At 69.9% G+C, this 24092-nt stretch carries 21 protein-coding genes; 6 read left to right on the top strand and 15 right to left on the bottom strand.

Going from position 1 to position 24092, the window contains the following annotated elements; translation table 11 throughout:
- Positions 1-23 precede the first annotated feature (23 nt).
- From pepN to dut, 7 genes are all read right to left on the bottom strand, one after another.
- Complete coding sequence (pepN, locus tag AB0P29_RS12895; RefSeq protein WP_363380296.1) at positions 24-2546, bottom strand: aminopeptidase N; 2523 nt, start codon at positions 2544-2546, stop codon at positions 24-26.
- A 28-nt stretch (positions 2547-2574) separates the two neighbouring features.
- A complete protein-coding gene (gene dxs, locus AB0P29_RS12890) occupies positions 2575-4542 on the bottom strand; it encodes a 1-deoxy-D-xylulose-5-phosphate synthase (RefSeq protein ID WP_253034606.1) in 1968 nt (655 codons plus the stop codon).
- A 74-nt stretch (positions 4543-4616) separates the two neighbouring features.
- Positions 4617-7481 (bottom strand): aconitate hydratase, encoded by a 2865-nt coding sequence (locus AB0P29_RS12885; RefSeq protein ID WP_253034605.1) that lies wholly within the window; start codon positions 7479-7481, stop codon positions 4617-4619.
- A gap of 150 nt (positions 7482-7631) precedes the next feature.
- Entirely contained in the window at positions 7632-8273 is a 642-nt protein-coding gene (locus AB0P29_RS12880; RefSeq protein ID WP_253034604.1) for an LON peptidase substrate-binding domain-containing protein, read from the bottom strand.
- 42 nt (positions 8274-8315) lie between these two features.
- Positions 8316-9095, bottom strand: a complete 780-nt coding sequence (locus AB0P29_RS12875; protein WP_253034603.1) for a DUF3159 domain-containing protein — start codon at positions 9093-9095, stop codon at positions 8316-8318.
- Positions 9092-9676 carry a DUF3710 domain-containing protein gene (locus tag AB0P29_RS12870; RefSeq protein ID WP_064002126.1) on the bottom strand — a complete coding sequence of 195 codons (585 nt, stop codon included), beginning with the start codon at positions 9674-9676 and terminating at the stop codon, positions 9092-9094. The genes AB0P29_RS12875 and AB0P29_RS12870 overlap by 4 nt, the downstream gene beginning before the upstream one ends.
- Positions 9673-10122 (bottom strand): dUTP diphosphatase, encoded by a 450-nt coding sequence (gene dut, locus AB0P29_RS12865; protein ID WP_311283695.1) that lies wholly within the window; start codon positions 10120-10122, stop codon positions 9673-9675. Before dut ends, AB0P29_RS12870 begins: the two co-directional genes overlap by 4 nt.
- Positions 10123-10134: 12 nt before the next feature.
- Between dut and AB0P29_RS12860 the strand changes: the two genes are divergently transcribed.
- Positions 10135-10605 (top strand): DUF3093 domain-containing protein, encoded by a 471-nt coding sequence (locus tag AB0P29_RS12860; RefSeq protein ID WP_253034601.1) that lies wholly within the window; start codon positions 10135-10137, stop codon positions 10603-10605.
- Positions 10606-10626: 21 nt separating this feature from the next.
- Here AB0P29_RS12860 and AB0P29_RS12855 read toward each other — a convergent pair whose 3' ends face one another.
- Positions 10627-10920 carry a DUF4193 domain-containing protein gene (locus AB0P29_RS12855; RefSeq protein ID WP_018186686.1) on the bottom strand — a complete coding sequence of 98 codons (294 nt, stop codon included), beginning with the start codon at positions 10918-10920 and terminating at the stop codon, positions 10627-10629.
- A gap of 218 nt (positions 10921-11138) precedes the next feature.
- Between AB0P29_RS12855 and sepH the strand changes: the two genes are divergently transcribed.
- Positions 11139-12161: a septation protein SepH gene (gene sepH, locus AB0P29_RS12850; RefSeq protein ID WP_363380291.1), complete on the top strand. Its 1023-nt coding sequence runs from the start codon at positions 11139-11141 to the stop codon at positions 12159-12161.
- Between the two features lie 3 nt (positions 12162-12164).
- Here the strand turns inward: sepH and AB0P29_RS12845 are convergent, their stop codons facing one another.
- Positions 12165-13295, bottom strand: a complete 1131-nt coding sequence (locus AB0P29_RS12845; RefSeq protein WP_253034599.1) for a nucleotide pyrophosphatase/phosphodiesterase family protein — start codon at positions 13293-13295, stop codon at positions 12165-12167.
- A gap of 75 nt (positions 13296-13370) precedes the next feature.
- Here AB0P29_RS12845 and AB0P29_RS12840 point away from each other — a divergent pair, with 75 nt between their 5' ends.
- Genes AB0P29_RS12840 through AB0P29_RS12830 form a run of 3 tightly spaced genes read left to right on the top strand, consistent with a single transcriptional unit; the run spans position 13371 to position 17109 of the window.
- The gene (locus AB0P29_RS12840) at positions 13371-15824 is read left to right on the top strand and encodes a DNA topoisomerase IV subunit A (protein WP_363380289.1); all 2454 of its coding nucleotides are present in this window, start codon (positions 13371-13373) and stop codon (positions 15822-15824) included.
- An 11-nt stretch (positions 15825-15835) separates the two neighbouring features.
- Positions 15836-16444, top strand: coding sequence for an SRPBCC family protein (locus tag AB0P29_RS12835; RefSeq protein ID WP_253034597.1), 609 nt, complete (start codon positions 15836-15838; stop codon positions 16442-16444).
- Positions 16441-17109: a DUF4166 domain-containing protein gene (locus tag AB0P29_RS12830; RefSeq protein WP_253034596.1), complete on the top strand. Its 669-nt coding sequence runs from the start codon at positions 16441-16443 to the stop codon at positions 17107-17109. The genes AB0P29_RS12835 and AB0P29_RS12830 overlap by 4 nt, the downstream gene beginning before the upstream one ends.
- Before the next feature lies 1 nt (position 17110).
- Here the strand turns inward: AB0P29_RS12830 and AB0P29_RS12825 are convergent, their stop codons facing one another.
- The gene (locus AB0P29_RS12825; protein WP_253034595.1) at positions 17111-17359 is read right to left on the bottom strand and encodes a DUF4287 domain-containing protein; all 249 of its coding nucleotides are present in this window, start codon (positions 17357-17359) and stop codon (positions 17111-17113) included.
- Between the two features lie 31 nt (positions 17360-17390).
- The gene (locus AB0P29_RS12820; RefSeq protein ID WP_253034637.1) at positions 17391-19466 is read right to left on the bottom strand and encodes a DNA topoisomerase IV subunit B; all 2076 of its coding nucleotides are present in this window, start codon (positions 19464-19466) and stop codon (positions 17391-17393) included.
- 191 nt (positions 19467-19657) lie between these two features.
- On the opposite strand from AB0P29_RS12820, the gene AB0P29_RS12815 reads away from it, so the two are divergent.
- A complete protein-coding gene (locus tag AB0P29_RS12815) occupies positions 19658-19879 on the top strand; it encodes a hypothetical protein (RefSeq protein ID WP_363380286.1) in 222 nt (73 codons plus the stop codon).
- A 61-nt stretch (positions 19880-19940) separates the two neighbouring features.
- Here the strand turns inward: AB0P29_RS12815 and AB0P29_RS12810 are convergent, their stop codons facing one another.
- The 4 genes from AB0P29_RS12810 to AB0P29_RS12795 are packed head-to-tail and all read right to left on the bottom strand — an operon-like array spanning position 19941 to position 24024.
- The gene (locus AB0P29_RS12810; RefSeq protein ID WP_217531711.1) at positions 19941-20954 is read right to left on the bottom strand and encodes a sugar-transfer associated ATP-grasp domain-containing protein; all 1014 of its coding nucleotides are present in this window, start codon (positions 20952-20954) and stop codon (positions 19941-19943) included.
- Positions 20955-20978: 24 nt separating this feature from the next.
- Positions 20979-22001, bottom strand: a complete 1023-nt coding sequence (locus tag AB0P29_RS12805; RefSeq protein ID WP_363380283.1) for a sugar-transfer associated ATP-grasp domain-containing protein — start codon at positions 21999-22001, stop codon at positions 20979-20981.
- Positions 22002-22003: 2 nt separating this feature from the next.
- A complete protein-coding gene (locus AB0P29_RS12800) occupies positions 22004-22708 on the bottom strand; it encodes a coenzyme F420-0:L-glutamate ligase (RefSeq protein ID WP_253034593.1) in 705 nt (234 codons plus the stop codon).
- Positions 22705-24024, bottom strand: coding sequence for an RNA polymerase sigma factor (locus tag AB0P29_RS12795; protein ID WP_253034592.1), 1320 nt, complete (start codon positions 24022-24024; stop codon positions 22705-22707). The genes AB0P29_RS12800 and AB0P29_RS12795 overlap by 4 nt, the downstream gene beginning before the upstream one ends.
- Positions 24025-24092: the final 68 nt, after the last annotated feature.

Here is a 24092-nt window from a genome sequence, read left to right as displayed (position 1 = left end):
ATCCCCGGGGCCGCTTCCGTGGGTCAGCGTGCCTCGAGCACCGCCTGGGCCGCACGGACCCGCAGGTCGCGCGCCAGGTGGTCGCGCTCCTCGAGGACGATGCGGCGGAGCGAGCCCGGCGCGTCCGGATGCGCGGCCAGCCACGCGTCGACCGCCACGGTGTCCTCCGTGGCGGGGAACAGCCCGCGCACCAGACGCGCCGCGATCTCGATGCTGCGCGAGCGCCAGACCGGCAGGATCCGGGCAAAGTAGTCGTCGTCGAACGCCGTCACGAGCGGCCGGCTCGCGCCCGCCCGGACGCCCCGGATGACCGCGTCCAGATGATCGTTCGTCAGCGTCGGGTCGTCCCACGCCGCGCGCCACGCATCGGCACGGACGGATGCCTCGGGCCGAGCCGAGAGGGCGGCGAGACGCGCCGTACGGCCCGACGACGTGGCATCCCGCGCCGCCTCCTCCTCGATCCGCCTCGCGTCCGCCCGGCCCGAGGCGGCGAGTCCGAACACCCACCCCCAGCGCAGGTCGGGGTCGAGCGCGAGCCCCTCGGGAGTCGGGGCCCGACCGTCGAGGATCGCCGTCATCAGCTCGGCGCGAGCGTCCGACAGCTCAGCGGCCACCCCGACGGCACGCGCCCAGATGAGTTGCGCGTCCGAACCCGGGGCCGCGGCGTCCATCGCGGCCCCGGCGGTGTCGAGCCACGCGTCCGCCGCCGCGGCACGGGCGGCGTCCGGGACGTAGTGGCGGACCGCGAAGGCCGCGTGCGCGAGGACGTCCGCCAGCAGGGCGGGGTGCGGTTCCTGCGGCGCATGCCGCGCCGCGATGGCGAGGTAGACGGATGCCGCGAGCTCGCCGTCCCGGACGGCGTTCCACAGCGCAGCCCAGACGACGCCCCGCGCGACCGCATCCGGCATGGTCGACAGACCCTCCTGGACCGCGGCGAGCGACCGGTCGTCGAGCCGCACCCTCGCGTACGACCGGTCGTCGACGTTCGCCACGACCACAGCGGCGTCGGGGAGGACGGGGGCGGTCACGACCGTCCGCTCCCCGAATAGGTCGACGGCGACGTCGCCGCGGGCCACGAGTCGCCCGCCCTCGTCGTCCCAGAGCCCGACGCTGACGGCATGGGGCCTCGCGACGTCCTGCGCGACCGCGAGGGGGGCGCGCTCGGTCGTGAGGGTGGGCAGACCCGTCGTCTCGAGCCACGCAGCGCTCCACGACCGCAGGTCGCGGCCCGAGGCCTCTTCGAGAGCCGCCAGGAGGTCCTCCAGCGTCGTGTTGCCGTAGGCGTGCGTCGCGAAGTAGCGGCGCGCTCCGCGGAAGAACGCCTCCTCGCCGACGAAGCCCACGAGCTGCTTCAGGACCGAGGCGCCCTTGGCGTAGGTGATCCCGTCGAAGTTGAGCTTGGCCGCCTCGAGATCGGGGATGTCGGCGACGATCGGATGCGTCGTCGGCAGCTGGTCCTGCGCGTACGCCCAGCCCTTCCGCCGGCTCGCGAAGGTGACCCAGGCATCCGGGTGGAGCCCCGTCGCGACGTTGGCGTGGGTCCCCATGAAGTCGGCGAACGACTCCTTGAGCCACAGGTCGTCCCACCACCGCATCGTCACGAGGTCGCCGAACCACATGTGGGCCATCTCGTGCAGGATCGTGTTCGACCTGGCTTCGCGCTGGGCCGCCGTCGCCGCTCCCCGGAAGACGTAGGCCTCGGTGAAGGTCACCAGTCCGGGGTTCTCCATCGCGCCGAGGTTGTACTCCGGGACGAAGATCTGGTCGTACTTGCCCCACGGGTAGTGCTGGTCGAACGCGCTCGTGAAGAAGTCCAGACCGCGACGGGTGATGTCGAGGATTTCGTCCGCGTCGAGGTGCTCCGCGAGCGAGGCGCGACAGAGCACCCCGAGGTCGACGCTCTGGCGCTCACCGCGCCACACACCGTCCACGCGGTGATACGGGCCCACCGCGACCGCGGTGACGTAGCTCGAGAGCGGCGGCGTCTCGGCGAACGAGACCCGGACGCCGCCGTCGACGTCGGTGCGCCCGGTCTCCGCACCGCCGGAGAGGATGACACCGTCGCCCGCGGCCGTGACGTGGAAGGTCCACCGCGCCTTCAGATCGGGCTGCTCGAAGCAGGGGTAGACCCGGCGGCTGTCGGCGGGCTCGTACTGCGTGTAGAGGTACACCGCGCCGTCGACCGGGTCGGTGAAGCGGTGCAGACCCTCACCCGACCGGCTGTACCGGCCGCGCGCGCGGATCCGCACCGTGTTGCGTTCGGCCAGGCCCGTCAGTCGGATGCGGGCGCCGTCCCAGTCGACCTTTCGGGTCTCGCCGTTGATCTCCACCTCGTCGACCGACGCGCCCAGGAAGTCCACCCAGGTCTCCGAGGTCGCCGCGTCGAAGCGGAGGATGCTCTGCGTCTCGAAGTCCTCGCGCGCCGGGTCGGACGCCGATCGCACGTCGAGGTCGACCTCGATCGTCTCGAGCGTGACGACGGATGCGCGGGCCGCGGCATCCTCTCGACTCAGGTTCTCATCGCCGGGATGCTGCGGTGTCTGCATCCCTCCATGCTGTCACGCAGGGGCGACGTCAGTCCGACGCGGAGTCGGCGGGGCCGCGCAGCTCGACGTCCTGCGAGGACCACACCGCGTCGTCGGTCGATTGCCGGGCGATCGGCACGCGCGTGCCGAGGACCTGAGCGACCACGTCCTGCGCGATCTTCGGTGCCGTGAGCCCCGCATCCGCGAGGATCTGCTCGCGACTTGCGTGGTCGATGAACTCGTCGGGGAGCCCCAGCTCATCGACCGCGGTCGACACTCCGGCCTCGCGCAGCACCTGCCGGACCCGGGTGCCGACGCCGCCGACGCGGATGCCGTCCTCGATCGTGATCACGAGGCGGTGGGATGCCGCCAGGTCGACGATCGCGGGGCGGATCGGCACGGCCCATCGAGGATCCACGACGGTCGACCCGATGCCCTGCGCGCGCAGACGTTCGGCGACGGCGACGGCGAGGTGGGCCATGGGTCCGATCCCGACCAGGAGCACGTCCTCCGCACCGCTGCGGTAGAGGACGTCAGTACCGTCCTCGAGCCGCTCGATCGCCTCGAGGGCGTCGGGTACGGACCCCTTCGGGAAGCGCACGACGGTCGGGGCGTCCTCGACCGTGATGGCCTCGTCGAACAGTTCGCGCAGCCGCTCGCCGTCGCGGGGTGCCGCCAGACGGATGCCGGGGACGAGCTGCAGCATGGCGAGGTCCCAGATGCCGTGGTGGCTGGGGCCGTCGGGGCCGGTGACACCCGAGCGGTCGAGGACGAAGGTGACGCCCGCCTTGTGGAGGGCGACGTCCATCATGACCTGGTCGAACGCGCGGTTCATGAAGGTCGCGTAGATGGCGACGACGGGGTGGAGTCCGCCGAAGGCGAGACCGGCGGCCGAGGCGACCGCGTGCTGCTCGGCGATGCCCACGTCGTACACGCGGTCTGGGAACCGCTGCGCGAACGGTTGCAGACCTGTCGGGCGGAGCATCGCGGCGGTCATCGCGATGATGTCCTCGCGCCGGTCGCCGGCGTCGACGAGGGCGTCCGCGAACACGTCGGTCCACGCCACGGCATCCGAGGCTCCGATGGGCTCACCCGTGACGGGGTCGATCTTGCCGACCGCGTGGAACTGGTCGGCCTCGTCGCGCCGGGCCGGCTCGAAGCCGCGCCCCTTGTCGGTTATCGCGTGCACGATGACGGGGGCGCCGTACTCCTTCGCGAGGCGGAGGGTCTCCTCCATCGCGTCGAGGTCGTGCCCGTCGACGGGACCGAGGTACTTGATGTCGAGATTGGAGTAGAGCGCGATGTTGTTCGTGAACCGGGAGAGGAACCCGTGCGTGCCGCCGCGCACACCGCGGTAGACGGCGCGCCCGATCGGGCCGAACAAGCGCGAGACGTGCGCGGAGCTGCGACGGAGCGTCTGGTAGCTGTCGGCGGTGCGCACGCGGTTGAGGTAGCGGGCCATGCCACCGATGGTCGGCGCGTACGACCGGCCGTTGTCGTTGACGACGATGACGAGGTTGCGGTCGTTGTCGTCGGAGATGTTGTTGAGCGCCTCCCACGTCATCCCGCCCGTCAGCGATCCGTCACCGACGACGGCGACGACGTGACGGTCCTTGCGCCCGGTGCGGGTGAGGGCACGCGAGACGCCGTCGGCCCAGCTCAGCGAGCTCGACGCATGCGAGGACTCGACGACGTCGTGCGGGCTCTCCGACCGCTGCGGGTAGCCGGCGAGGCCGCCGCGGGAGCGGAGCTTCGAGAAGTCCTGTCGCCCGGTCAGCAGCTTGTGGACGTAGGACTGGTGCCCCGTGTCGAAGATGATGGGGTCGTTCGGCGAGTCGAACACACGGTGCAAGGCGATCGTCAGCTCGACCACGCCGAGGTTGGGCCCGAGGTGGCCACCGGTCCGCGAGACGTTCTCGACGAGGAAGGTCCGGATCTCGTCGGCGAGGATGTGGAGCTCCTCGCTCGAGAATCGGTCGAGGTCACGTGGACCGGTAATTCCCTCGAGAAGACTCATGTCCAGAGTCTACGTGGCCCTACGCGAGAGGACCCCGACTCCACGCGGAGCCGGGGTCCTCTTGACAACGGACCTCAGACGAGCGAACGCAGCACGTACTGCAGGATGCCGCCGTTGCGGTAGTAGTCGGCCTCACCGGGGGTGTCGATACGGACGACCGCGTCGAACTCGATCGTCTGCTTACCCTCGGGCGAGAACTCGCTGGGCTCGGCGACGACCTTCACCGTCTTCGGGGTGACGCCCTCGTTGAGCTGCTCGAGACCCGTGATCGAGACGATCTCGGTGCCGTCGAGGCCGAGCGACTTCCAGCTCTCCCCCTCGGGGAACTGGAGCGGCACGACACCCATGCCGATGAGGTTCGAGCGGTGGATGCGCTCGAAGCTCTCGGTGATGACCGCCTTGACGCCCAGCAGGCTCGTGCCCTTGGCCGCCCAGTCGCGCGACGAGCCCGAGCCGTACTCCTTGCCGCCGAAGACGACGAGCGGGGTGCCCTGCGCCTGGTAGTTCTGGCTCGCGTCGTAGATGTACGACTGCGGGCCGCCCGGCTGCGTGAAGTCTCGGGTGAACCCGCCCTCGACGACCTTGCCGTCGTTGACGGCGGCCACGATCTCGTTCTTCAGGCGGATGTTGGCGAAGGTGCCGCGGATCATGACCTCGTGGTTCCCGCGGCGCGAGCCGTAGGAGTTGAAGTCCTTCTGCGCGACCCCGTGCTCGGTCAGGTACTGCGCGGCGGGGGTGCCCGCCTTGATGTTCCCGGCCGGGCTGATGTGGTCGGTCGTGACCGAGTCGCCGAGCGTCGCCATGACGCGCGCGCCGGAGATGTCGGTGACCGGTGCGGGGGTGCGCTCCATGCCGTCGAAGTACGGCGCCTTGCGGACGTACGTCGAGTCCTCGTCCCATTCGAAGACGGGACCGGTGGGCGTGGGCAGGTTCTTCCAGCGCTCGTCGCCGTCGAAGACGGTCGAGTACTGCTTGATGAACTGCTCGCGGGAGATCGACTGGTCGATGACCTCCTGCACCTCGTCGGGCGAGGGCCAGATGTCCTTCAGGAACACGTCGTTGCCGTCCGCGTCCTTTCCGAGGGCATCGGTCTCGAAGTCGAAGTTCATCGACCCGGCGAGGGCGTAGGCGACGACCAGCGGCGGCGACGCGAGGTAGTTCATCTTCACGTCGGGGCTGATGCGACCCTCGAAGTTGCGGTTGCCCGAGAGCACCGCGGTCACGGCCAGGTCGTTCTCGTTGATGGCCGCCGAGACCTCGTCGATGAGCGGGCCCGAGTTACCGATGCAGATCGTGCAGCCGTAGCCGACGGTGTAGAAGTCGAGCGCCTCGAGCGCCTTGTCGAGCCCGGACTTCTCGTAATAGTCCGTGACGACCTTCGAGCCGGGGCCGAGCGTCGTCTTGACCCACGGCTTGCGCTTCAGGCCCTTGTCGGTGGCTTTCTTGGCGAGCAGGCCCGCCGCGATCATGACCGACGGGTTCGACGTGTTCGTGCACGAGGTGATGGCCGCGAGGGTCACCGCGCCGTTGTCGAGGAGGTAGGACTGCCCGTCGGGGGTCGTGACCTTGACCGGCTTGGATGCCGCGTGGCGGGCACCGCTCGAGATCATCGAGGGGACGTGCTCGTGGTCGTGCTGGTGCGAGACGCCCTCGGCCGAAACCGTCTCGTGCTCGACACCCGGGGTGGTACCCGGGTCGGAGGCGGGGAACGTGCCCTCGATCTCGACCGAGTCCTCCTCGGCGGCATCCGCGTAGTTGAGGATGTCCTTCTCGAACTGGCTCTTCGCCTCGGAGAGCAGGATGCGGTCCTGCGGGCGCTTCGGGCCGGCGATGGAGGGGACGACCGTCGAGAGGTCGAGCTCCATGAACTCGCTGAAGCTGAGGTCGCGCGCCGGGTCGTGCCACAGCGACTGCGCCTTCGCGTACGCCTCGACGAGCGCGACGGTCTGCTCGTCGCGACCGGTCAGACGCAGGTAGTCGAGCGTGACGTCGTCGACGGGGAACATGGCGGCGGTCGAGCCGAACTCGGGGCTCATGTTGCCGATGGTGGCGCGGTTGGCGAGCGGCACCTGGGCGACGCCCTCGCCGTAGAACTCGACGAACTTGCCGACGACGCCGTGCTTGCGGAGCATGTCGGTGATCGTGAGGACGACGTCCGTGGCGGTCACGCCGGCGGGGATCTCACCGGTCAGCTTGAAGCCCACGACGCGCGGGATCAGCATGGAGACGGGCTGGCCGAGCATCGCGGCCTCGGCCTCGATGCCGCCGACGCCCCAGCCGAGCACGCCCAGGCCGTTGACCATCGTGGTGTGCGAGTCGGTGCCGACACAGGTGTCGGGGTAGGCGCGCAGCACACCGTCGACGGTGCGGTCGTAGACGACCTTGGCCAGGTGCTCGATGTTGACCTGGTGGACGATGCCGGTGCCGGGCGGGACGACCTTGAAGTCGTCGAAGGCGGTCTGGCCCCAGCGGAGGAACTGGTACCGCTCGCCGTTGCGCTCGTACTCGATCTCGACGTTGCGCTCGAGAGCGTTCTCGCTGCCGAAGAGGTCGGCGATGACCGAGTGGTCGATGACCATCTCGGCGGGCGAGAGCGGGTTGATCTTGTTGGGGTCGCCGCCCAGGGCGGTCACGGCCTCGCGCATCGTGGCGAGGTCGACGATGCACGGGACACCGGTGAAGTCCTGCATCACGACGCGTGCGGGCGTGAACTGGATCTCGGTGTTCGGCTCGGCGTCGGGCTGCCAGTTCCCGAGAGCCTCGATCTGCTCCTTCGTGACGTTCGCACCGTCTTCGGTGCGGAGCAGGTTCTCGAGGAGGATCTTGAGGCTGTACGGAAGCTTCTCGTAGCCGGGAACGGTGTCGATGCGGAAGATCTCGTAGTCGGTGTCGCCGACCGTGAGTGTGCTCTTCGCACCGAAGCTGTCAACAGTGGACACGTGTGCTCTCCTTCGTCGGCGGGCGCGGCGTGAGCCGGCCCTCCCATCTTCGCCCCGCCCGGTCCCGGCGGCTAGTGAGGTCTGCCTTACCGTGACGGGCGAAATCTATCTTGATATCAAGATACCTCACGGACGCCTCCGGCACGTGTGTCAGACGTCCCCGTCGTCCGTATCGGCCGCATCCGCGATCCGGGCGACGAGGACCGGTTCCTCCTCGAGGCACATCCCGCGCAGCCGTTCGAGCAGATCCGCGATGCTCGTGGAACCCAGCAGGCGGAACCGGTCGTACTCCCCCAGCGGGGCCATGGCGGCCAGCTGCCACGTCGAGACGACAGGATCGTCGGCCACCTCGGCATCCGGGTCCCACCGCGCTTCGTCGAGGACCGCAGCCAACGTCGCGACACGACGCACGACGCGCTCCACCTCACGGCGCAGCGGCAGGAGGTCCTCGTCCCAGGCGAGCGGCGCGACGGGTGACACGTCCGCCACGGGATGCGGGTCGTCCTCACCCCACCTGTGGACGGCGATCCGCTCCCCTCCCACCGCGATCACGAACAGGTCCTCGGCGCCCGCCTCGACCCGGACGATGCGCGCCAGGGTTCCGAGCATCGCGCGCTCGTCGCCGCCCCCGGCCTCGAATCCGCGCTCGATCAGGACCACCCCGAACGACGGGTCGTCGGCATCGAGCAGCCGCCCGATCATCGTGAGGTACCGCGGCTCGAAGACGCGCAGCGCGAGCGGCGTGTGCGGGAGCAGCACGCTTCCCAGCGGGAACATCGGCACGGCGTCCATGGGCTCAGTCAATCAGCCCCGCGGCGCCGGTGGGGTGGTTCCTCAGCTCTCGTCGAGGCGCGGGACACGCGGGGGGTACAGCGCCCGGACCGCGAGCCATGTCACGGCGACCATCGGGGCGAACAGCGGCAGACCCATGACGAGTTTCAGCGTGCCGAGTGCTGCGACCTCTCCCGCGAGGTACAACGGGAGCTGCACGGCCAGCCGGGCGTAGAACAACGCCGCCCACGCGATCGTGAGCCAGAAGAAGGCACGACGCTTGCGTCGGTCGGCGCGCCACGCGGTGCCCTCGTTCATGAGGAAGCCGACGGCGAGCCCGATGAGCGACCAGCCGATCAGTGCCGAGATCAGCAGACCGGTGCCGTACGCGGCGTTCGTGATCAGCCCGGGGACGAAGTTGTCCTGGCCGCGACCGGTGAACAGCGCGAGCGCGGCAGCGACACCCGTCGCGACGAGACCGCCGAAGGCAGCGGCCGCCGGCGACCGCTGGAGGAGGCGGATGATCGTGAACGCGGCCGCGAGCCCGACGGACGCCACGAGCGAGAGCACGAGGTCCTGCCCGGTCACGGTGAAGAGGACCACGAAGACGAGACCGGGGAGGACGGATTCGGCGATGCCGCGCCATCCCCCCATCGCCCGCCAGACGACGTGACCGGTCGTCGCATCCTCGGCCGGATCCAGTCCGGCCCGCTTCGCCGCACCGCCGAGGGCCTGCCCGAGCAGCTCGGAGGCCGTCGCACCCTCGGTTGCGGCCGGGGGGACGAGGTCGGGGCGGGGCGCCGAGGGCTCGTCGGATCCGTCGCGGTCCTGCGACGCGGTCATGCGCTGCCGGGAGAGGCGGGCATCTTCAGCGGGATCAGGTCGCGTGGCGGCATGGGAGTCGCTCCCCGCACCACGACGATCGATCGGAAGAGGTCCTCGACCTGCGCCGCGGCGTCGATGTCGCTCGCGGCGGCTCCGCCGATGACGCCGCGCAGGAACCACCGCGGGCCGTCGACACCCACGAACCGGGCGAGACGCTTGCCGGCCGCGCCGTCGGCTCCCGCGACGGGGACCTCGGCGAGCAGCTCGGGTCCGAGCGGACCCTCGCGCTCCTCGACGCGACCGCCCTGCTGGCGCACCTGCTGTCGGATCTGCTCGCGCGTCTCCTCCCACAAGCCGCTCGAGCGCGGCGCGGCGAAGGGCTGGACCTGCAGCGTGGAGCCGGCGTAGTCGAGGCCGACGGCCACGATGCGCTTGGTCTGCTCCTCGACCTCGAGACGCAGGTTCAGGCCCTCGCGGGGCAGCACCTTCACGCCGCCGAGATCGATGTACGGACGGACGGGATTGGCTTCCGCCTCGTCGAAGGGACCGTTGCTGGCACGATCGCTCGGTGCCGACTTGGGGGCGAGCTCGTCGCTCATGCGGGTTGTCCTGTCGTATAGCCGGTGGATCCGAATCCCCCGTCGCCGCGCACACTGTCGGGAAGCGCGTCGACGGGGAGGAAGGTCGCCCGCGAGACGGGCATGACGATGAGTTGGGCGATGCGGTCGCCGGGCGCGACGTCGAACGCCTCTGCGGCATCCGTGTTCAACAGTGTGACCTTGATCTCGCCGCGGTAGCCGGCATCCACCGTCCCCGGGGAGTTGACCACCGTGATGCCGTGCTTCGCCGCGAGACCGCTGCGCGGCACGACGAAGGCGACGTAGCCGTCGGGCAACGCGATGCGCACGCCGGTGCCGATCAGGGCGCGCTGCCCGGGGGCGAGTCGGACCCGCTCCGTGGCGACGAGGTCGGCGCCCGCGTCGCCCGGGTGCGCGTAGACGGGGACCTGAGCCGAGATAATGGGAACGTCCACGGTATCCATCACCCCCCGAGGCTAATGCACAACACCGACCGCTCCGCTCCCCCCTCGTACCGCGAGCGGCTGAGCCCGTCGCTGTGGCTGCTGGTCAGTGCCGCGGTGTGCGCACCGATGGCCGCGGTGGCCTTCGCGCCGATCGACACGACCCTCGCGCTCGTGGTCGGTTTGGCCGTCGGCGTGGGCCTCGTCTCGGCACTCATCGCCGGCGCTCCGGTCGTCTCGGTGAGCGACGGCGAGCTCCGCGTGGGCCGCGCGCACATCGCCGTCAGCGACCTCGGTGAGCCCGAGATCCTCGCCGGCGAGGCCGCCCGGGCCGCCCGCGGCAGCGACCTCCGCCGCGACGACTGGCACCTCCTGCGCGGAGGCATCGACGGTGTCGTCCGCGTTCCCGTCGCAGACGAGGACGACCCCACGGCGCGGTGGGTGTTCTCGTCCCGCACCCCAGAGAGGGTGGCGGCGATGATCACCCGCGCGCAGCGGGGTCGCTGAGACCTGGAAGGTCGGGGCCGGTCAGGCCGCGCACTCGGTGCAGATGGCACCGATCGAGGTCTGGTGGTCGATCTGGGTGCGGTGCTTCACGAGGAAGCACTCGACACAGGTGAACTCGTCCTCCTGCGGAGGCAGGACCACGACGTCGAGGTCGACGTCGGAGAGGTCGGCGCCGGGCAGCTCGAAACCGCTCGGGTTGTCGGAGTCCTCGACGTCGACCGAGCCGGACATCTTGTCCGGGACGCGTTCCTTCAGAGCCTCGATCGACTCGCTGTCGTCTTCGGTCTTGCGGGGGGCGTCGTAATCCGTGGCCATGCGAGAACGTCTCAACTTTCGGGGTGTTGCAGTGGGTGCGGCCCGTTCGGGCGGCCATAGTTTGCATCACGCACCCGTGAATCGCAAATGGGCCGCCGGGTCGCCGCCGCCTTTCGGAGGGGCCTCACCGCAAACTCGCGGCACGCCCCGGATATTCCCGTCGCCGGGCGCCCGCCGTGACACCATGGGCGCACACGCTGGATCTGGAGGACGTCCGCATGGAACAGCTCAAAGTGATCGGCACCGAGGACGGTCGCCTCATGCTCGCGACCGACGCCGGCGACCGCTTCTCGCTCGCCGTCGACGAGGCGCTGCGCACGCAGTTGCGCCGCCTGCAGCGCGACGCCGAACCTCGACTCGCCCGCCCCAACCCCCGCGACATCCAGGCGCACATCCGTGCCGGGATGTCGGCTGAGGACGTCGCCCAGCTGCTCGGAGTCCGCGTCGAGGACGTCCAGCGTTTCGAAGGGCCCGTCCTCGCCGAGCGCGAGCACGTCGTCGACCAGGCCCTCGCCGTGACCGTGCTGATCGGCGGCGAGCTCGACCCCGGGGCGCAGCCCACGTTCGGCAACGCCGTGCGCGCGAAACTCGCCGAGGCGAGCGCGACCGGCGAACGGTGGACGAGCTGGAAGGACCAGAACGGCTGGACCGTGAAGCTCGAGTTCACCGTCGGCGAGGTCGAGCACGACGCGCGGTGGTCGTTCGACCCCCGCCGATCCTCGCTCGCACCCCAGAACTCCGACGCGACGCAGCTCTCCCGGCAAGGCTCCCTCCCGGAGGGCCTCATCCCTCGCCTGCGCGCCCTCGACACCGCTCCGCAGAAGGATGCCTCGCGGTTCGACAGCGGATCGTTCGGTCCCCGCGGGCTCGTCGCCCCCGACGGCGCGGCCGAAGCGACCGACGATCGCCCCTCCTCCTCGGCAGCTGTACAGCAGGCCGCGATCAAGCGTGCCCCGGACGCCCCGGTGACTTCCGCGGAGACAGCCGACCTCCTCGAGGCGCTCCGCCGCCGCCGCGGACAGCGCGAGCCGATGCCGACGGAGCAGACCGAACAGCGGTCGTCGAGCCCGGTCGCCCTGTTCGACGCGCTCGAGACGCCCGAGGAGTCCGTCCCCGACGAGCCGGCACCCACCGAGACCGAGGCGAGCGAGGCTCCGGCCGAGCAGACGCGCCGCCGCGGACGCACGTCGATGCCGTCGTGGGACGAGATCGTCTTCGGCGCCCGCACCGAGGACGGCTGAGCGTCAGGCGAACGACCCCAGTCGCACCATCGGGACGATGCGCTCCTGATCGGTGAGTGATCCGTGCTGCCCGATCATGCTCTGCGGCCGCTTGTCCGACTCCCGGTCGTCGTAGTACGCGACCGCTGAGCGGGCGGCCACCAGGACGTCGCCGATGCGAGGGAGCACCTCCGCGTCCACGACCTCGCCGAACAGGCCCGCCGCGACCGCCTCGTCGCGCGACAGCACCCAGGACCTTCCGGACTCGGCCTCGTGCCACCGACGCAAGACGTCGTCCGCGCGTCCCTCCTCCGCGTAGAGATGGAGCATGCGCGGCTCGCCGCCCACGATGCGGACGTCGTCCACCAGCGGATCGTCGTCCTGCAGGAGCAGGTGACGGTGCCGCGGGACGTCGACCACCCCGTGGTCGGCCGTGACGACGGCACCCGCGTGGGCGCCCATCGCCGTGTCGAGATCGCGCGCCGCCACGTCGACGGTCTCCAGCGCGGCCGACCATTCGTCGCTCTCCCACCCGCGCGCGTGCGCGATCGTGTCGAGCTCGGGGATGTAGGTGTAGACGAGGGCGCCAGGATGCCGCAACGCGAGATCCGCGGAGCGCTCCATGCGCTCCGCGATGGTCGTGGCCCCGATGAAGTCCGCGCCGCGCTGCAGCGCGCGGGTGAACCCGGTCGCGGCGTACCGCGGCGACGAGACGACGAAGCAGGGTCGCCCGGCTGCGGTCTCGCGTTCGAGTATCGGCGCGCAGCGCTGCCACGTGAGCGGATCGAGACCGTCGGTCTCCCAACCCTTGAGCTGATTCGGTGCCAGGTCGGTGCCCGGCACCCGCACGCGGTAGCCGACGAGGCCGTGCCGGCCCGGCGACTCCCCGGTGAGCAGACTCGTCAGCGCCGCTGCGGTCGTCGCGGGGAAGACGGTGCGCGCGGCATCCTTCTTCGTCATGCGTCCGGCGAGGAAACGGGCGTACCCGGCGCGGGCGGTGAGGTTCGATCGACCGAGTCCGTCGACCATGACGACGATCGCCGATCGCGCCGGCGCGAACCACTCGCCGCGCCCCTGCAGCGACGCCAGGATCTGCGGCACGACACCGGTGAGGCTCCGGGCCGTGGGCGGGTCCGCGGGTAGGCTGGCAGTCATCCGGGTCAGTCTTCCACACGGTGCCCCGCCGCCGTCCTGACCCCTGGCAGCATCTCCCGAAGACCGATCGAGGCCATGGCATCGCGCACTCCCCCTCCCCCTCCCGCCGTTGAACGCATCGAGGACGTCGATCTCGCCGACGAGATGCAGGGGTCCTTCCTGGAGTACGCCTACTCGGTCATCTACTCGCGCGCCCTGCCCGACGCGCGGGACGGCCTGAAGCCGGTGCAGCGCCGCATCCTGTTCCAGATGTCGGAGATGGGGCTGCGCCCCGACCGCGGGCACGTCAAGAGCGCGCGCGTCGTCGGCGACGTCATGGGAAAGCTCCACCCGCACGGAGACTCCGCGATCTACGACGCGCTCGTGCGTCTCGCCCAGGACTTCGCCCTGCGCGTCCCGCTCGTCGACGGCCACGGCAACTTCGGCTCGCTCGACGACGGCCCCGCGGCGGCGCGGTACACGGAGGTCCGACTCGCGGCATCCGCCCTCGCACTCACCGAGAACCTCGACGAGGACGTCGTCGACTTCATCCCGAACTACGACGGCCAGTTCCAGCAGCCCGAGGTGCTGTCGGCCGCCTTCCCGAACCTCCTCGTCAACGGCGCGACCGGCATCGCCGTCGGCATGGCGACCAACATGGCGCCGCACAACCTCATCGAGGTCGTCTCGGCGGCCGTCCACCTGCTCGAACACCCCGATGCGACCCTCGACGAGCTCATGGAGTTCGTGCCGGGTCCCGACCTCCCCGGCGGCGGCGTCATCGTGGGACTCGACGGCATCAAGGAGGCGTACGAAACGGGCCGCGGCTCCTTCCGCACGCGCGCGAAGACGTCGATCGAATCGCTCGGCCCGCGTCGCACCGGCATCGTCGTCACCGAGCTCCCCTACATGGTCGGCCCCGAGCGGGTGATGGAGAAGATCCGCGACGCCGTCACCGCGAAGAAGCTCACCGGCATCTCGGACCTGACCGACCTCACCGACCGCAACAACGGTCTGCGGCTCGTGATCGGCATCAAGACGGGCTTCGACCCGAACGCCGTGCTCGAGCAGCTGTACCGCCTGACGCCGCTCGAGGACTCGTTCGGCATCAACAACGTCGCCCTCGTCGCGGGTCAGCCGCAGACGCTCGGGCTGAAGGACCTCCTGCGGGTGTACCTGGACCACCGCATCCAGGTCGTCACGCGGCGCAGCCGCTACCGGCTCGCCCGCAAGCAGGAACGCCTCCACCTCGTCGAGGGCCTCCTCATCGCGATCCTCGACATCGACGAGGTCATTCAGGTGATCCGCACCTCGGACGACAGCGATCAGGCCCGCACGCGACTCATGGACGTGTTCGACCTGTCGCAGCCGCAGGCCGAGTACATCCTCGAACTGCGCCTGCGCCGGCTGACGAAGTTCTCGCGTGTCGAGCTCGAGAGCGAGCGCGACACCCTGAAGGCCGACATCGCCGCACTGGAGGAGCTGCTGGCCAGCGACGTGCTCCTGCGCCGTCAGGTCGCGAAGGAGCTGGATGCCGCGGCCGAGGCCTTTGGCACGCCGCGCCGCACCCTGCTCATGAACGGCGGACCGGTCACCCCGCGCGGCCGCGCCGCTGCCCCCGCCGATCTGCAGATCGCCGACGCTCCATGCCGCGTCTTCCTCTCCGCGACCGGCCGCATGGTGCGCGCAGAGTTGGTACCCGACGCACCGGGAGGCGGCATCGTGCCGCCGGCACGCCGGTCCAAGCACGACGCCATCCGGTCGGCGGTCGACACGACGACCCGCGGTGACCTGGGCGCGGTGACCACGCTCGGACGCCTCGTCCGGTTCACCCCCGTCGACCTCCCCTCGGTCCCGGCGAACTCGGTACAGCTGGCGGCCGGCACGCGCGCCGCGCAGTACCTCGGGCTGGGCGCGAACGAGCATGTGCTCGCCCTCGTCCCATTGACGGGCGACGCGCCGATTGCGCTGGGCACGGCGCAGGGCGTCGTCAAGCGGGTCGCGGCGACCGAGCTCCCGGCCGGTAAGCCGGACGTCGAGATCATCGCGCTCAAGCCCGGCGACACCGTCGTCGGGGCGGCGCTCGCGGCGGACGGGACCGAACTCGTCTTCGTCACGACCGATGCTCAGCTGCTGCGGTTCGATGCCGCGGCCGTGCGTCCCCAGGGCCGCTCGGCGGGCGGCATGGCCGGCATCCGTCTGGCAGGCGACGCCCGTGTGATCGCCTTCACCGCCGTGGCCGCGACCGACGACACCGTCGTCGCGACCGTCGCCGGATCCACCGCGGCCCTGCCGGGGACGGATGCCGGATCCGCGAAGGTCTCCGCGTTCACCGAGTTCCCCGCCAAGGGGCGTGCGACCGGCGGCGTACGCGCGCAGCGATTCCTCCGCGGCGAGGACGCGCTCATCCTCGCCTGGGTGGGCGATGGCCCCCGCGCCGTGGGTGCGGACGGCTCGGTCCGGCAGCTGCCCGAACCGGGTGCGAAACGCGACGCCTCCGGTCAGGCCCTCGACGCCGTCATCGGCGCCATCGGCACCGCGGTCTCCTGAGGCGGCACGGCGTGGCTCGGCGCGGCATCCATGTGGAGATCGACATCGCCGCGCCGATGGAGCACCTCTGGGCGCTCACCCAGGACCCCGAGCTGCACCCGCGCTGGGACGTCCGGTTCTCGCGTATCCAGCCGACGGGCACCGACGCGTCCGGGATGCAGCGGTTCACGTACGAACGCCGGACGCCGCTCCACACGGTGCGGGGCACGGGTGTCAGCCTGGGTGAGCGCCTGCGGCCCGACGGCACCCGGACGTCGGCGCTGCGTTTCTCGACCACCGATCGGCTCTCACCGATCCGCCGGGGACGGGGGTACTGGCGCTACATCCCCCTCCCCGACGGCCGGGTGCGATTCGTGACGGGGTACGACTACGACCCCGGGTGGGGCCCCGCCGACGTCCTCGTGCGTCCGCTTCTCGGTTGGGTCACGGCATGGAGCTTCGACCGGCTGCGCATTTGGGCAGAGACGGGGGTCGCCCCGGAGCGCTGGGGCCTCGTCTCCGCCTTGGCCTGGTGGCGCGCGGACCGACCCCGCGCCGCCCGGTGCGGTCGTCGACCCGCCGGCCGGCACGCGCTCGACGACGCCCCCGCCACCCTCGCCGACCTTCGGGAGCCGACATGATCTCGCTCTTCCGCACCGCCATGGGAGCGGACTTCGATCGCCTGCACCCGCAGCTCCAGCGTCGTTTCGACGTCGGGCTGACGGGCGGCATGGCTTGCGTGGGACGCGGGATCATGACGCAGATCACGCGCGGCCCGTGGTGGACGGTGCCGTTCCTGCAGATCGGGCGCCTTCGCAACATCCTCGTCCCCGACGTGGGCGCCGACGTCCCCTTCACCATCGCCAACTACCCCTACCTCGATCCGTACGGACGGGAGACGGTCACCTTCGTGCGCGAGTACCGGGTCCGCGGCAGGAGGCGCCGGTTCGACGCGACGATGGTGGCAGGGCACGACGGGATCGTCGACTACCTGGGGACCCACCAGCACCTCGCGGTCGACCTCGACGTGTCGGCGGAGCCCGACGGGTCACTCCTCCTGCGCAGCGGCGCACAGCGCTTCTACGAGGGGCCGGTCGCCTTCCGCTTCCCGATGCTGTTCAGCGGCCGCGCGACTCTCCGCGAGCGGTTCGACGAGACCGACGGACGGTTCCACGTCGACCTTCGCGTCGACAACGACCGCTTCGGGTACCTCTTCGGCTACCGAGGGTCCTTCACGTGCGAGTGGATGCCGGCATCCGACGCCCCGGCTCATCTGAAGCCGCGTCGCCACGAGCGGCGCCTCTGAGTCAGGCGGTCAGCTTCGCCTTGACGTAGGCGACGATCGCGTTCGCGTGGCCGTGGCCGAGGCCGTGCTCCTCCTTGAGGAGCCCCACCGTCGCCATGTGCGTCCTCGTGTCGAGCGCGTCGGCCGCGATGTCGAGCCAGTGCTGCACGGGCTGCCCATACGTCTTCTCGATGCTCGGGAAGTACGACGCCGGCCCCTTCGGCTTGTCGCCGGGGGCGATCACAGGAGCGACGACGCGGTGGGAGGTCATGAGCACAGGCTAGCCCCGGGGCGGGGCCGGCTCAGGCGTCGATGCGCTCGCGGTCCAGCCGTTCGCTCGAAGTGACGATGAAGTCGCGGCGGGGCGCCACCTCGGACCCCATGAGCAACTCGAAGACGGTGGAGGCGACTTCGGCGTCCTGCACCCGCACGCGGCGGAGGGTGCGTCCCGCGCGGTCCATCGTCGTCGTCGCGAGCTGGTCCGCGTCCATCTCGCCGAGGCCCTTGTAGCGCTGCACCGGCTCCTGCCACCTCTTGCCCGACTTCGTCAGCTTCGCAAGCAGCGTGTGGAGTTCCTGCTCGCTGTAGGTGTAGATCGTCTCGTTGGGCTTGGAACCGGGGTTCATGACGACGACGCGGTGCAGCGGCGGCACGGCGGCGTACACCCGACCCTCTTCGATGAGGGGCCGCATGTACCGGAAGAAGAGGGTGAGCAACAGCGTGCGGATGTGTGCACCGTCGACGTCGGCGTCGCTCATCAGGATGATCTTGCCGTAGCGCGCGGCCTCGAGATCGAAGGAGCGGCCCGAACCGGCACCGATCACCTGGATGATCGCGGCGCACTCGGCGTTCGAGAGCATGTCGCTGATCGACGCCTTCTGGACGTTGAGGATCTTGCCGCGGATCGGCAGCAGCGCCTGGTACTCGCTGTTACGGGCGTGCTTGGCCGTCCCGAGCGCCGAGTCACCCTCGACGATGAACAGCTCCGACTCGGCGACGTCGTTCGTCCGGCAGTCGGCGAGCTTCGTCGGCAGCGAGGACGACTCGAGCGCGTTCTTCCGGCGCTGGGTCTCCTTGTGCGTGCGCGCCGAGATGCGCGCCTTCATCTCGGAGACGACCTTCTCGAGCAGCAGGGCGGTCTGCGCCTTGTCGTCCCGCTTCGTCGAGGCGAACTTGGCGGCGAGCTCTTTCGAGACCACCGACGTCACGATGTTGCGGACGGCCGGCGTGCCCAGGATCTCCTTCGTCTGGCCCTCGAACTGGGGCTCCGGCAGGCGGACGGTCAGCACCGCCGACAGTCCCGCGAGGATGTCGTCCTTCTCGATCTTGTCGTTCGCACCGACCTTGAGCTTGCGGGCATTCGACTCGATCTGCCCGCGCAGCGTCTTCATGAGGCCCTGCTCGAAGCCCTGCTGGTGCGTACCGCCCTTCGGCGTCGCGATGATGTTCACGAACGAGCGGGTGACCGTCTCGTAGCCCGTCCCCCACCGCAGCGCGATGTCGACCTCGCACTCGCGCTGCACCTCGGTGGGGACCATGGCTCCGGAGGCCTGCAGGACGGGCACCGTCTCGGTGAACGTGCCGGTGCCGGTCAGACGCCACGTGTCCGTGATCGGCGCATCCGGGGCGAGGAAATCGGCGAACTCCGAGATGCCTCCGTCGAAGCGATAGCTCGTCTCGACGGTGTCCGCTGTCCGCTCGTCGACGATGACGATCTCGAGACCGGGGACGAGGAACGCGGTCTGACGCGCGCGCTGCTCCAGCTCGCTGAGATCGAACGCTGCGTCCTTCGTGAAGATCTGCCGGTCCGCCCAGTAACGGATGCGGGTACCCGTGACACCCTTCGCCGCCTTGCCGACGACGCGGAGCTCGCTGGACTTCTCGAACGGCCGGAATCCGGATGACGGCGAGTCGCCCTCGAACACGCCCGGCTCACCCCGGTGGAACGACATGGCGTACGTCTTGCCCGCCCGGTCGACCTCGACGTCGAGCCGCTCCGAGAGGGCGTTGACGACGGACGCGCCGACACCGTGGAGCCCACCGGATGCCGCGTAGGACCCACCGCCGAACTTGCCACCCGCGTGCAGCTTGGTGAAGACGACCTCGACACCCGTCAGGCCGGTGCGCGGTTCGACGTCCACCGGGATGCCGCGCGCCCGGTCACGGACCTCGACGCTGCCGTCGGCGTGCAGGATGATCTCGATGCGGTCACCGTGTCCGCCGAGGGCTTCGTCGACCGAGTTGTCGATGATCTCCCACAGGCAGTGCATGAGTCCGCGGGAGTCGGTCGAGCCGATGTACATACCGGGCCGCTTGCGCACGGCCTCGAGCCCTTCCAGGACCTGGAGATGATGGGCGGAATACTCGGCTGTCACGATCTCCCATCGTATGCGGCACCCCCGACACGACGCCGACCGACACACACGCCGTCACGAGGTCGACACGCACAGGGAGCGCATACCGTACGCGCACAGCGAAATGTCATGCAATGGCGGCATACCCGCAACATCGGCGTGGTTGTATTGCGTGACAGTTCACCCGTCATGAGCAGTACGAGGAGGCACCTGACATGAGCACGTCGACCACCACCGAGCCCGGAGCCGTCCTCGAACACCGCCTGACGGCGATGGATCGCTGCGACTCCTGCGGAGCCCAGGCCTACATCGCCGCCGAGGTCAACGAGAGCGAACTCCTGTTCTGCGCCCACCACGGCCGCAAGTACGAGGAGAAGCTCCGCGCCGTCGCCACCTCGTGGCACGACGAGACCGCCCGCCTGACCGAGTCGGTCTGAGCCGCGGCATCCCGATCACGACGAAAGCCCCCTGCGATGCAGGGGGCTTTCGCGTTGCCGGTCAGAAGCCGACGGCCGCCTGGTACACCGGGAGGAGGCCCGTCCGCACACCCGACGCCGACGGCTTCGGCTGGAAGACGCTGGAGTTGTGGTTGCCCTCGATGACGACGGGACCGTTCGCGGTGATCGCGATGTCCCAGCCCACGTAGGGCGCCTCGGGCGTCCGACGGGCGAGGGCGGCGACCAGATCGAGGACCTCGCTGTAGAGCGGCACCCGGAATCCGACGATCGGCGTTCCCGTCACGGGGTGCTCGCGGTAGACGTTGCTGTTCTTGTCGACACCGGGGTACAGCGCGACGCCCTCGTCGTCGAGCATCGTGAACATCCCGCCCGAGGCGAAGTTGTCGATGACGTCGCCGTTGCCGATGCGCAGCACGGCCGCCAGCAGGTGCACGCGGTCGTCTTTGTCGAGGAACGTGATGAGCCGGACGGTGTTGACCGCGTCCGGATACAGCGCCGACATCTCGGGGTGCTGCACGATGAACTCGTCGAGCACCGTCTGGCCCTGGGCGGTCACCTCGGCCCGGAACCGCGCGGGGTCGACGTCGGGGCCGACCTCGTGGAGCTCGATCCCCCCGCCGCCGTGACCCTCGTTGGGCTTGGCCAGCACACGCGGGTGCCGGGAGAGGAACGCCGCCAGCTGCGCGTCATCGACGTCCCGCAGATCGATCGTCTCGCGACCGAGCAGATCGGCGTACTCGCGGGCGAACCGGCGCTTGTCCTCGAGCTTCGATCGCCCCTCGGGCGTGTTGTACATCTTCGTGATGCGGAAGGACTTCGGATGCGTCATCCACGTCTTCCGCTCACGCGCGTTCAGGAGCCGGATGTCCCACACCGCGTAGTCGCGGAACGCCATGTCGTAGCGCACCGAGCACCACAGCATGTCCGCGATGATCACCGGCAGCGGCGCCTTCGACACCCGCTGGACGGTCCGCGCGAACTCGACGAGGTTGCCCGGGCGGAGCTTGCGTGCGCGACGGATCAGGTACTGCAGGCGGACGCGGATGCGGCGCATGTCGGTCCCTTCGGTTGGGGTCGGTCAGAAGCGCATCGCAGCGCGGTAGCGGGGCAGCAGGCCGCGACGGATGCCGGAGACCGAGGGCTTCGACTGGAAGACGCCGGAGTTGTGGTTGCCCTCGATGACGACGGGGCCGTCCGGCGTGATGGCGATGTCCCACCCGATGTACGGGAAGGCCGGCACGCGACGCGCGAGCCGGTCGACGAGCTCGAGCACCTCGTCGTAGAGCGGCACCTGGAACCCGGTGATGGGTGTTCCCGTCGCGGGGTGCTCGGCGAAGGGGCGCCCCTCCTCGTCGCTGGCGGCGTGGAGGGCACGACCCTGCTCGTCGAGCATCGTGTACATGCCGCCGTTGCTGAAGTTGTCGATGACGCCGCCGTTGCCGATCTTCAGCACACCCGCGAGGACGTGCACCTCGCCGTCGGGATCGAGGTAGGACACCATCCGGAGCGAGTTGACGCTCCCGGGGTACAGCGCCGCCATGTCGGGATGCTGCACGAGCACCTCCTCGACGAGCGTCTGACCGTCGGCGAGCAGCCGATCGCGGAAGGCGTCGACGTCCCCGATGTCGGCGGAGTCGACCAGCGTGATCCCGTTGCCGCCCACGCCGCCGGGGTTCTTGGCGATGATGCGCGGGTGGCGGGCGACGAAGGCGGCGAAGGCCGCGGCATCCGACTCCCCGAGGTCGAGCCACTCACGACCCAACTCGGGCCCGAAACGGGTGGCGAACTGGAGCTTGTCGTCGAAGATCGCCCGCTGGGCGTTGTCGTTGAGGCGTCGCGAGAGGTGGAACGACTTGGGGTCGGTCATGTACGTCTTGCGCTCACGACCCTTGAGGATGCGGAAGTCCCACTCGGAGTAGTTCTCGAACGTCGTCTCGTACCGCACGGAGCACCAGGCCATGTCGGCGACGACCCACCACAGCGGCGCCTTCGACAGCCGCGCGGACTGACGGGCGAACTGCAGCACACGCTCGGTGTCGAAGTTGACCACCCGGCGCACGAAGAAGCGGGCACGGCGGTAGAGCCTGTTGACGGCGCCCACGGTCAGCCCTTCGACGGACGGATGATGCCGAGCGGCGTGGACTGGTGTCCCTGACCGAGCGGGTTGTCCGAGAGGATGCGGACGAGCCGCTGCTCCCCGGCCCTGTCGAGCGTCGACCCGAGGATGTTGCCGCCGATGTCGTTGATGTCGACGACCGCCACCTCGAACGCGCCGCCGAGACGGGACTTCAGGCGCGCGGCCACGGCAGCCGGCTCCTTCGGACCGAGCACGACCGCCTTGTTGTACGGCGGGATCGTGTGCGGAGTCGGGCCGTCGATCGAGCGCGCCTTGTCGCCGGCGATCCGGTAGAAGTCACCGCGTCGTCCGAACAGCTTCGTGATCGCGGCGACGCCGGCGGCGAACAGGATGCGGGGCGTCCCGCATTCGCGCAGCGCCATCTCCATCGTCTCGGGCATGCCCAGGCCGATGCCGTACTTCGTCTTGACGACGTAGCGCGAGAGGAAACGCGCGAGCGGGCGCGGCGCGATGTCCTCGACGAGGTACGACCTGCCCTGCGTGATCGCGACGATCTTCTCCGTCACGAACAGCAGATCACCGGGCTGCAGCTCGGGCGAGGCGTAGGTCGCGACGATCTCGTCGATGTCCTCGCCCGGCATGACGACGTGCGTCCGGATCGGGATCCGGGCGTACGTCGCGCCGTCGACCGCTCGCGTGAGCTCCTTGCCCTCGTTCGCGGCGCCGCTCATTCGAGGTAGTCCCGGAGCGACTGCGACCGCGACGGGTGCCGCAGCTTCGCCATCGTCTTGGACTCGATCTGACGGATCCGCTCCCGCGTGACGCCGAACGTGTCGCCGATCTGGTCGAGCGTCTTGGGCTGACCGTCGCCCAGGCCGAACCGCATCCGGATGACACCCGCCTCGCGCTCGCTGAGCGAGTCGAGCAGGGACTCCAGCTGACGCTGCAGCATCGTGAACCCGACAGCGTCGGCGGGGACCACGGCCTCGGTGTCCTCGATGAGGTCGCCGAACTCGCTGTCGCCGTCCTCACCGAGGGGCGTGTGAAGCGAGATGGGCTCGCGGCCGTACTTCTGGACCTCGATGACCTTCTCGGGCGTCATGTCGAGCTCGCGGCTGAGCTCCTCGGGCGTGGGCTCGCGACCCAGGTCCTGGAGCATCTGCCGCTGCACGCGGGCCAGCTTGTTGATGACCTCGACCATGTGGACCGGGATGCGGATCGTGCGCGCCTGGTCGGCCATCGCGCGGGTGATCGCCTGACGGATCCACCAGGTGGCGTAGGTCGAGAACTTGAAGCCCTTGGTGTAATCGAACTTCTCGACGGCACGGATGAGGCCGAGGTTGCCCTCCTGGATGAGGTCCAGGAACTGCATGCCGCGACCGGTGTAGCGCTTGGCGAGCGAGACGACCAGTCGCAGGTTCGCGCCGAGCAGGTGGCTCTTGGCGCGCTGCCCGTCACGGGCGACCCACTGCAGGTCGAGGCCCAGCTGCGACGACTTCTCGGCCGCCGTCATGTGCGAGAGCTTCTCCTCGGCGAACAGCCCCGCCTCGATCCGCATCGCGAGCTCGACCTCTTCGGCCGCGTTGAGGAGCGGGACCTTTCCGATCTGCTTCAGGTAGTCCTTGACCGGGTCGGCGGTCGCACCGGTGATCTGCGTCGAGTAGACCGGGACCTCGTCGTCGTCCGAGGACGAGATGACGATCGCGCCCGTCGGGAGCGGCTCGGTGAAGGCAGGCTTCACGGGCTCGTCCTCGTCCTCGCCGTCCGCCTTCTCGGCATCCTTCTTCGTGTCGTCGTCCGAGGCATCGTCGGCAGCGTCGACATCGATCTCGACCTCGTCGACTTCTTCGTCCTCGTCCTCGTCGTCGGCTGCCTTCTTGGCGCGTGCCTTGGCCGGGGACGCCTTCGTCGCGGCCGGCTTCTTCGCCGCGGCCTTGCGAGCCGGGGCCTTCTTCGCCGGGGTGGTCGCCGCCTCGGGCTCGACCGCTTCGGCGTCGTCGACCGTGTCGGCCGCGCGTGTACGGGTGGTCCTCGTGCTCGAAGTCACGTTTCGCCTTTCACCGACGGCACTCCGCCGGGTTTCGGACACTAGTAAGACCCTTGTCAAGTCCGCCG

Origin of the sequence: Microbacterium sp. NPDC080220 (genome assembly GCF_040686395.1) — a bacterium.
Taxonomy (GTDB): domain Bacteria; phylum Actinomycetota; class Actinomycetes; order Actinomycetales; family Microbacteriaceae; genus Microbacterium; species Microbacterium gawkjiense.
This window is presented reverse-complemented; position numbering and strand designations above follow the sequence as displayed.

Bases quoted from the DNA above. Each gene is read 5' to 3' on its own strand.
- AB0P29_RS12880 (WP_253034604.1), bottom strand. From the start codon at position 8,273: ATGGACGCCGTGCCGATGTTCCCGCTGGGAAGCGTGCTGCTCCCGCAC.
- AB0P29_RS12825 (WP_253034595.1), bottom strand. From the start codon at position 17,359: ATGACCTCCCACCGCGTCGTCGCTCCTGTGATCGCCCCCGGCGACAAG.
- sepH (WP_363380291.1), top strand. From the start codon at position 11,139: ATGGAACAGCTCAAAGTGATCGGCACCGAGGACGGTCGCCTCATGCTC.
- AB0P29_RS12875 (WP_253034603.1), bottom strand. From the start codon at position 9,095: ATGACCGCGTCGCAGGACCGCGACGGATCCGACGAGCCCTCGGCGCCC.
- pepN (WP_363380296.1), bottom strand. From the start codon at position 2,546: ATGCAGACACCGCAGCATCCCGGCGATGAGAACCTGAGTCGAGAGGAT.
- AB0P29_RS12845 (WP_253034599.1), bottom strand. From the start codon at position 13,295: ATGACTGCCAGCCTACCCGCGGACCCGCCCACGGCCCGGAGCCTCACC.
- AB0P29_RS12855 (WP_018186686.1), bottom strand. From the start codon at position 10,920: ATGGCCACGGATTACGACGCCCCCCGCAAGACCGAAGACGACAGCGAG.
- AB0P29_RS12830 (WP_253034596.1), top strand. From the start codon at position 16,441: ATGATCTCGCTCTTCCGCACCGCCATGGGAGCGGACTTCGATCGCCTG.
- AB0P29_RS12870 (WP_064002126.1), bottom strand. From the start codon at position 9,676: ATGAGCGACGAGCTCGCCCCCAAGTCGGCACCGAGCGATCGTGCCAGC.
- AB0P29_RS12860 (WP_253034601.1), top strand. From the start codon at position 10,135: ATGCACAACACCGACCGCTCCGCTCCCCCCTCGTACCGCGAGCGGCTG.
- AB0P29_RS12810 (WP_217531711.1), bottom strand. From the start codon at position 20,954: ATGCGCCGCATCCGCGTCCGCCTGCAGTACCTGATCCGTCGCGCACGC.
- AB0P29_RS12840 (WP_363380289.1), top strand. From the start codon at position 13,371: ATGGCATCGCGCACTCCCCCTCCCCCTCCCGCCGTTGAACGCATCGAG.
- AB0P29_RS12800 (WP_253034593.1), bottom strand. From the start codon at position 22,708: ATGAGCGGCGCCGCGAACGAGGGCAAGGAGCTCACGCGAGCGGTCGAC.
- dxs (WP_253034606.1), bottom strand. From the start codon at position 4,542: ATGAGTCTTCTCGAGGGAATTACCGGTCCACGTGACCTCGACCGATTC.
- AB0P29_RS12815 (WP_363380286.1), top strand. From the start codon at position 19,658: ATGAGCACGTCGACCACCACCGAGCCCGGAGCCGTCCTCGAACACCGC.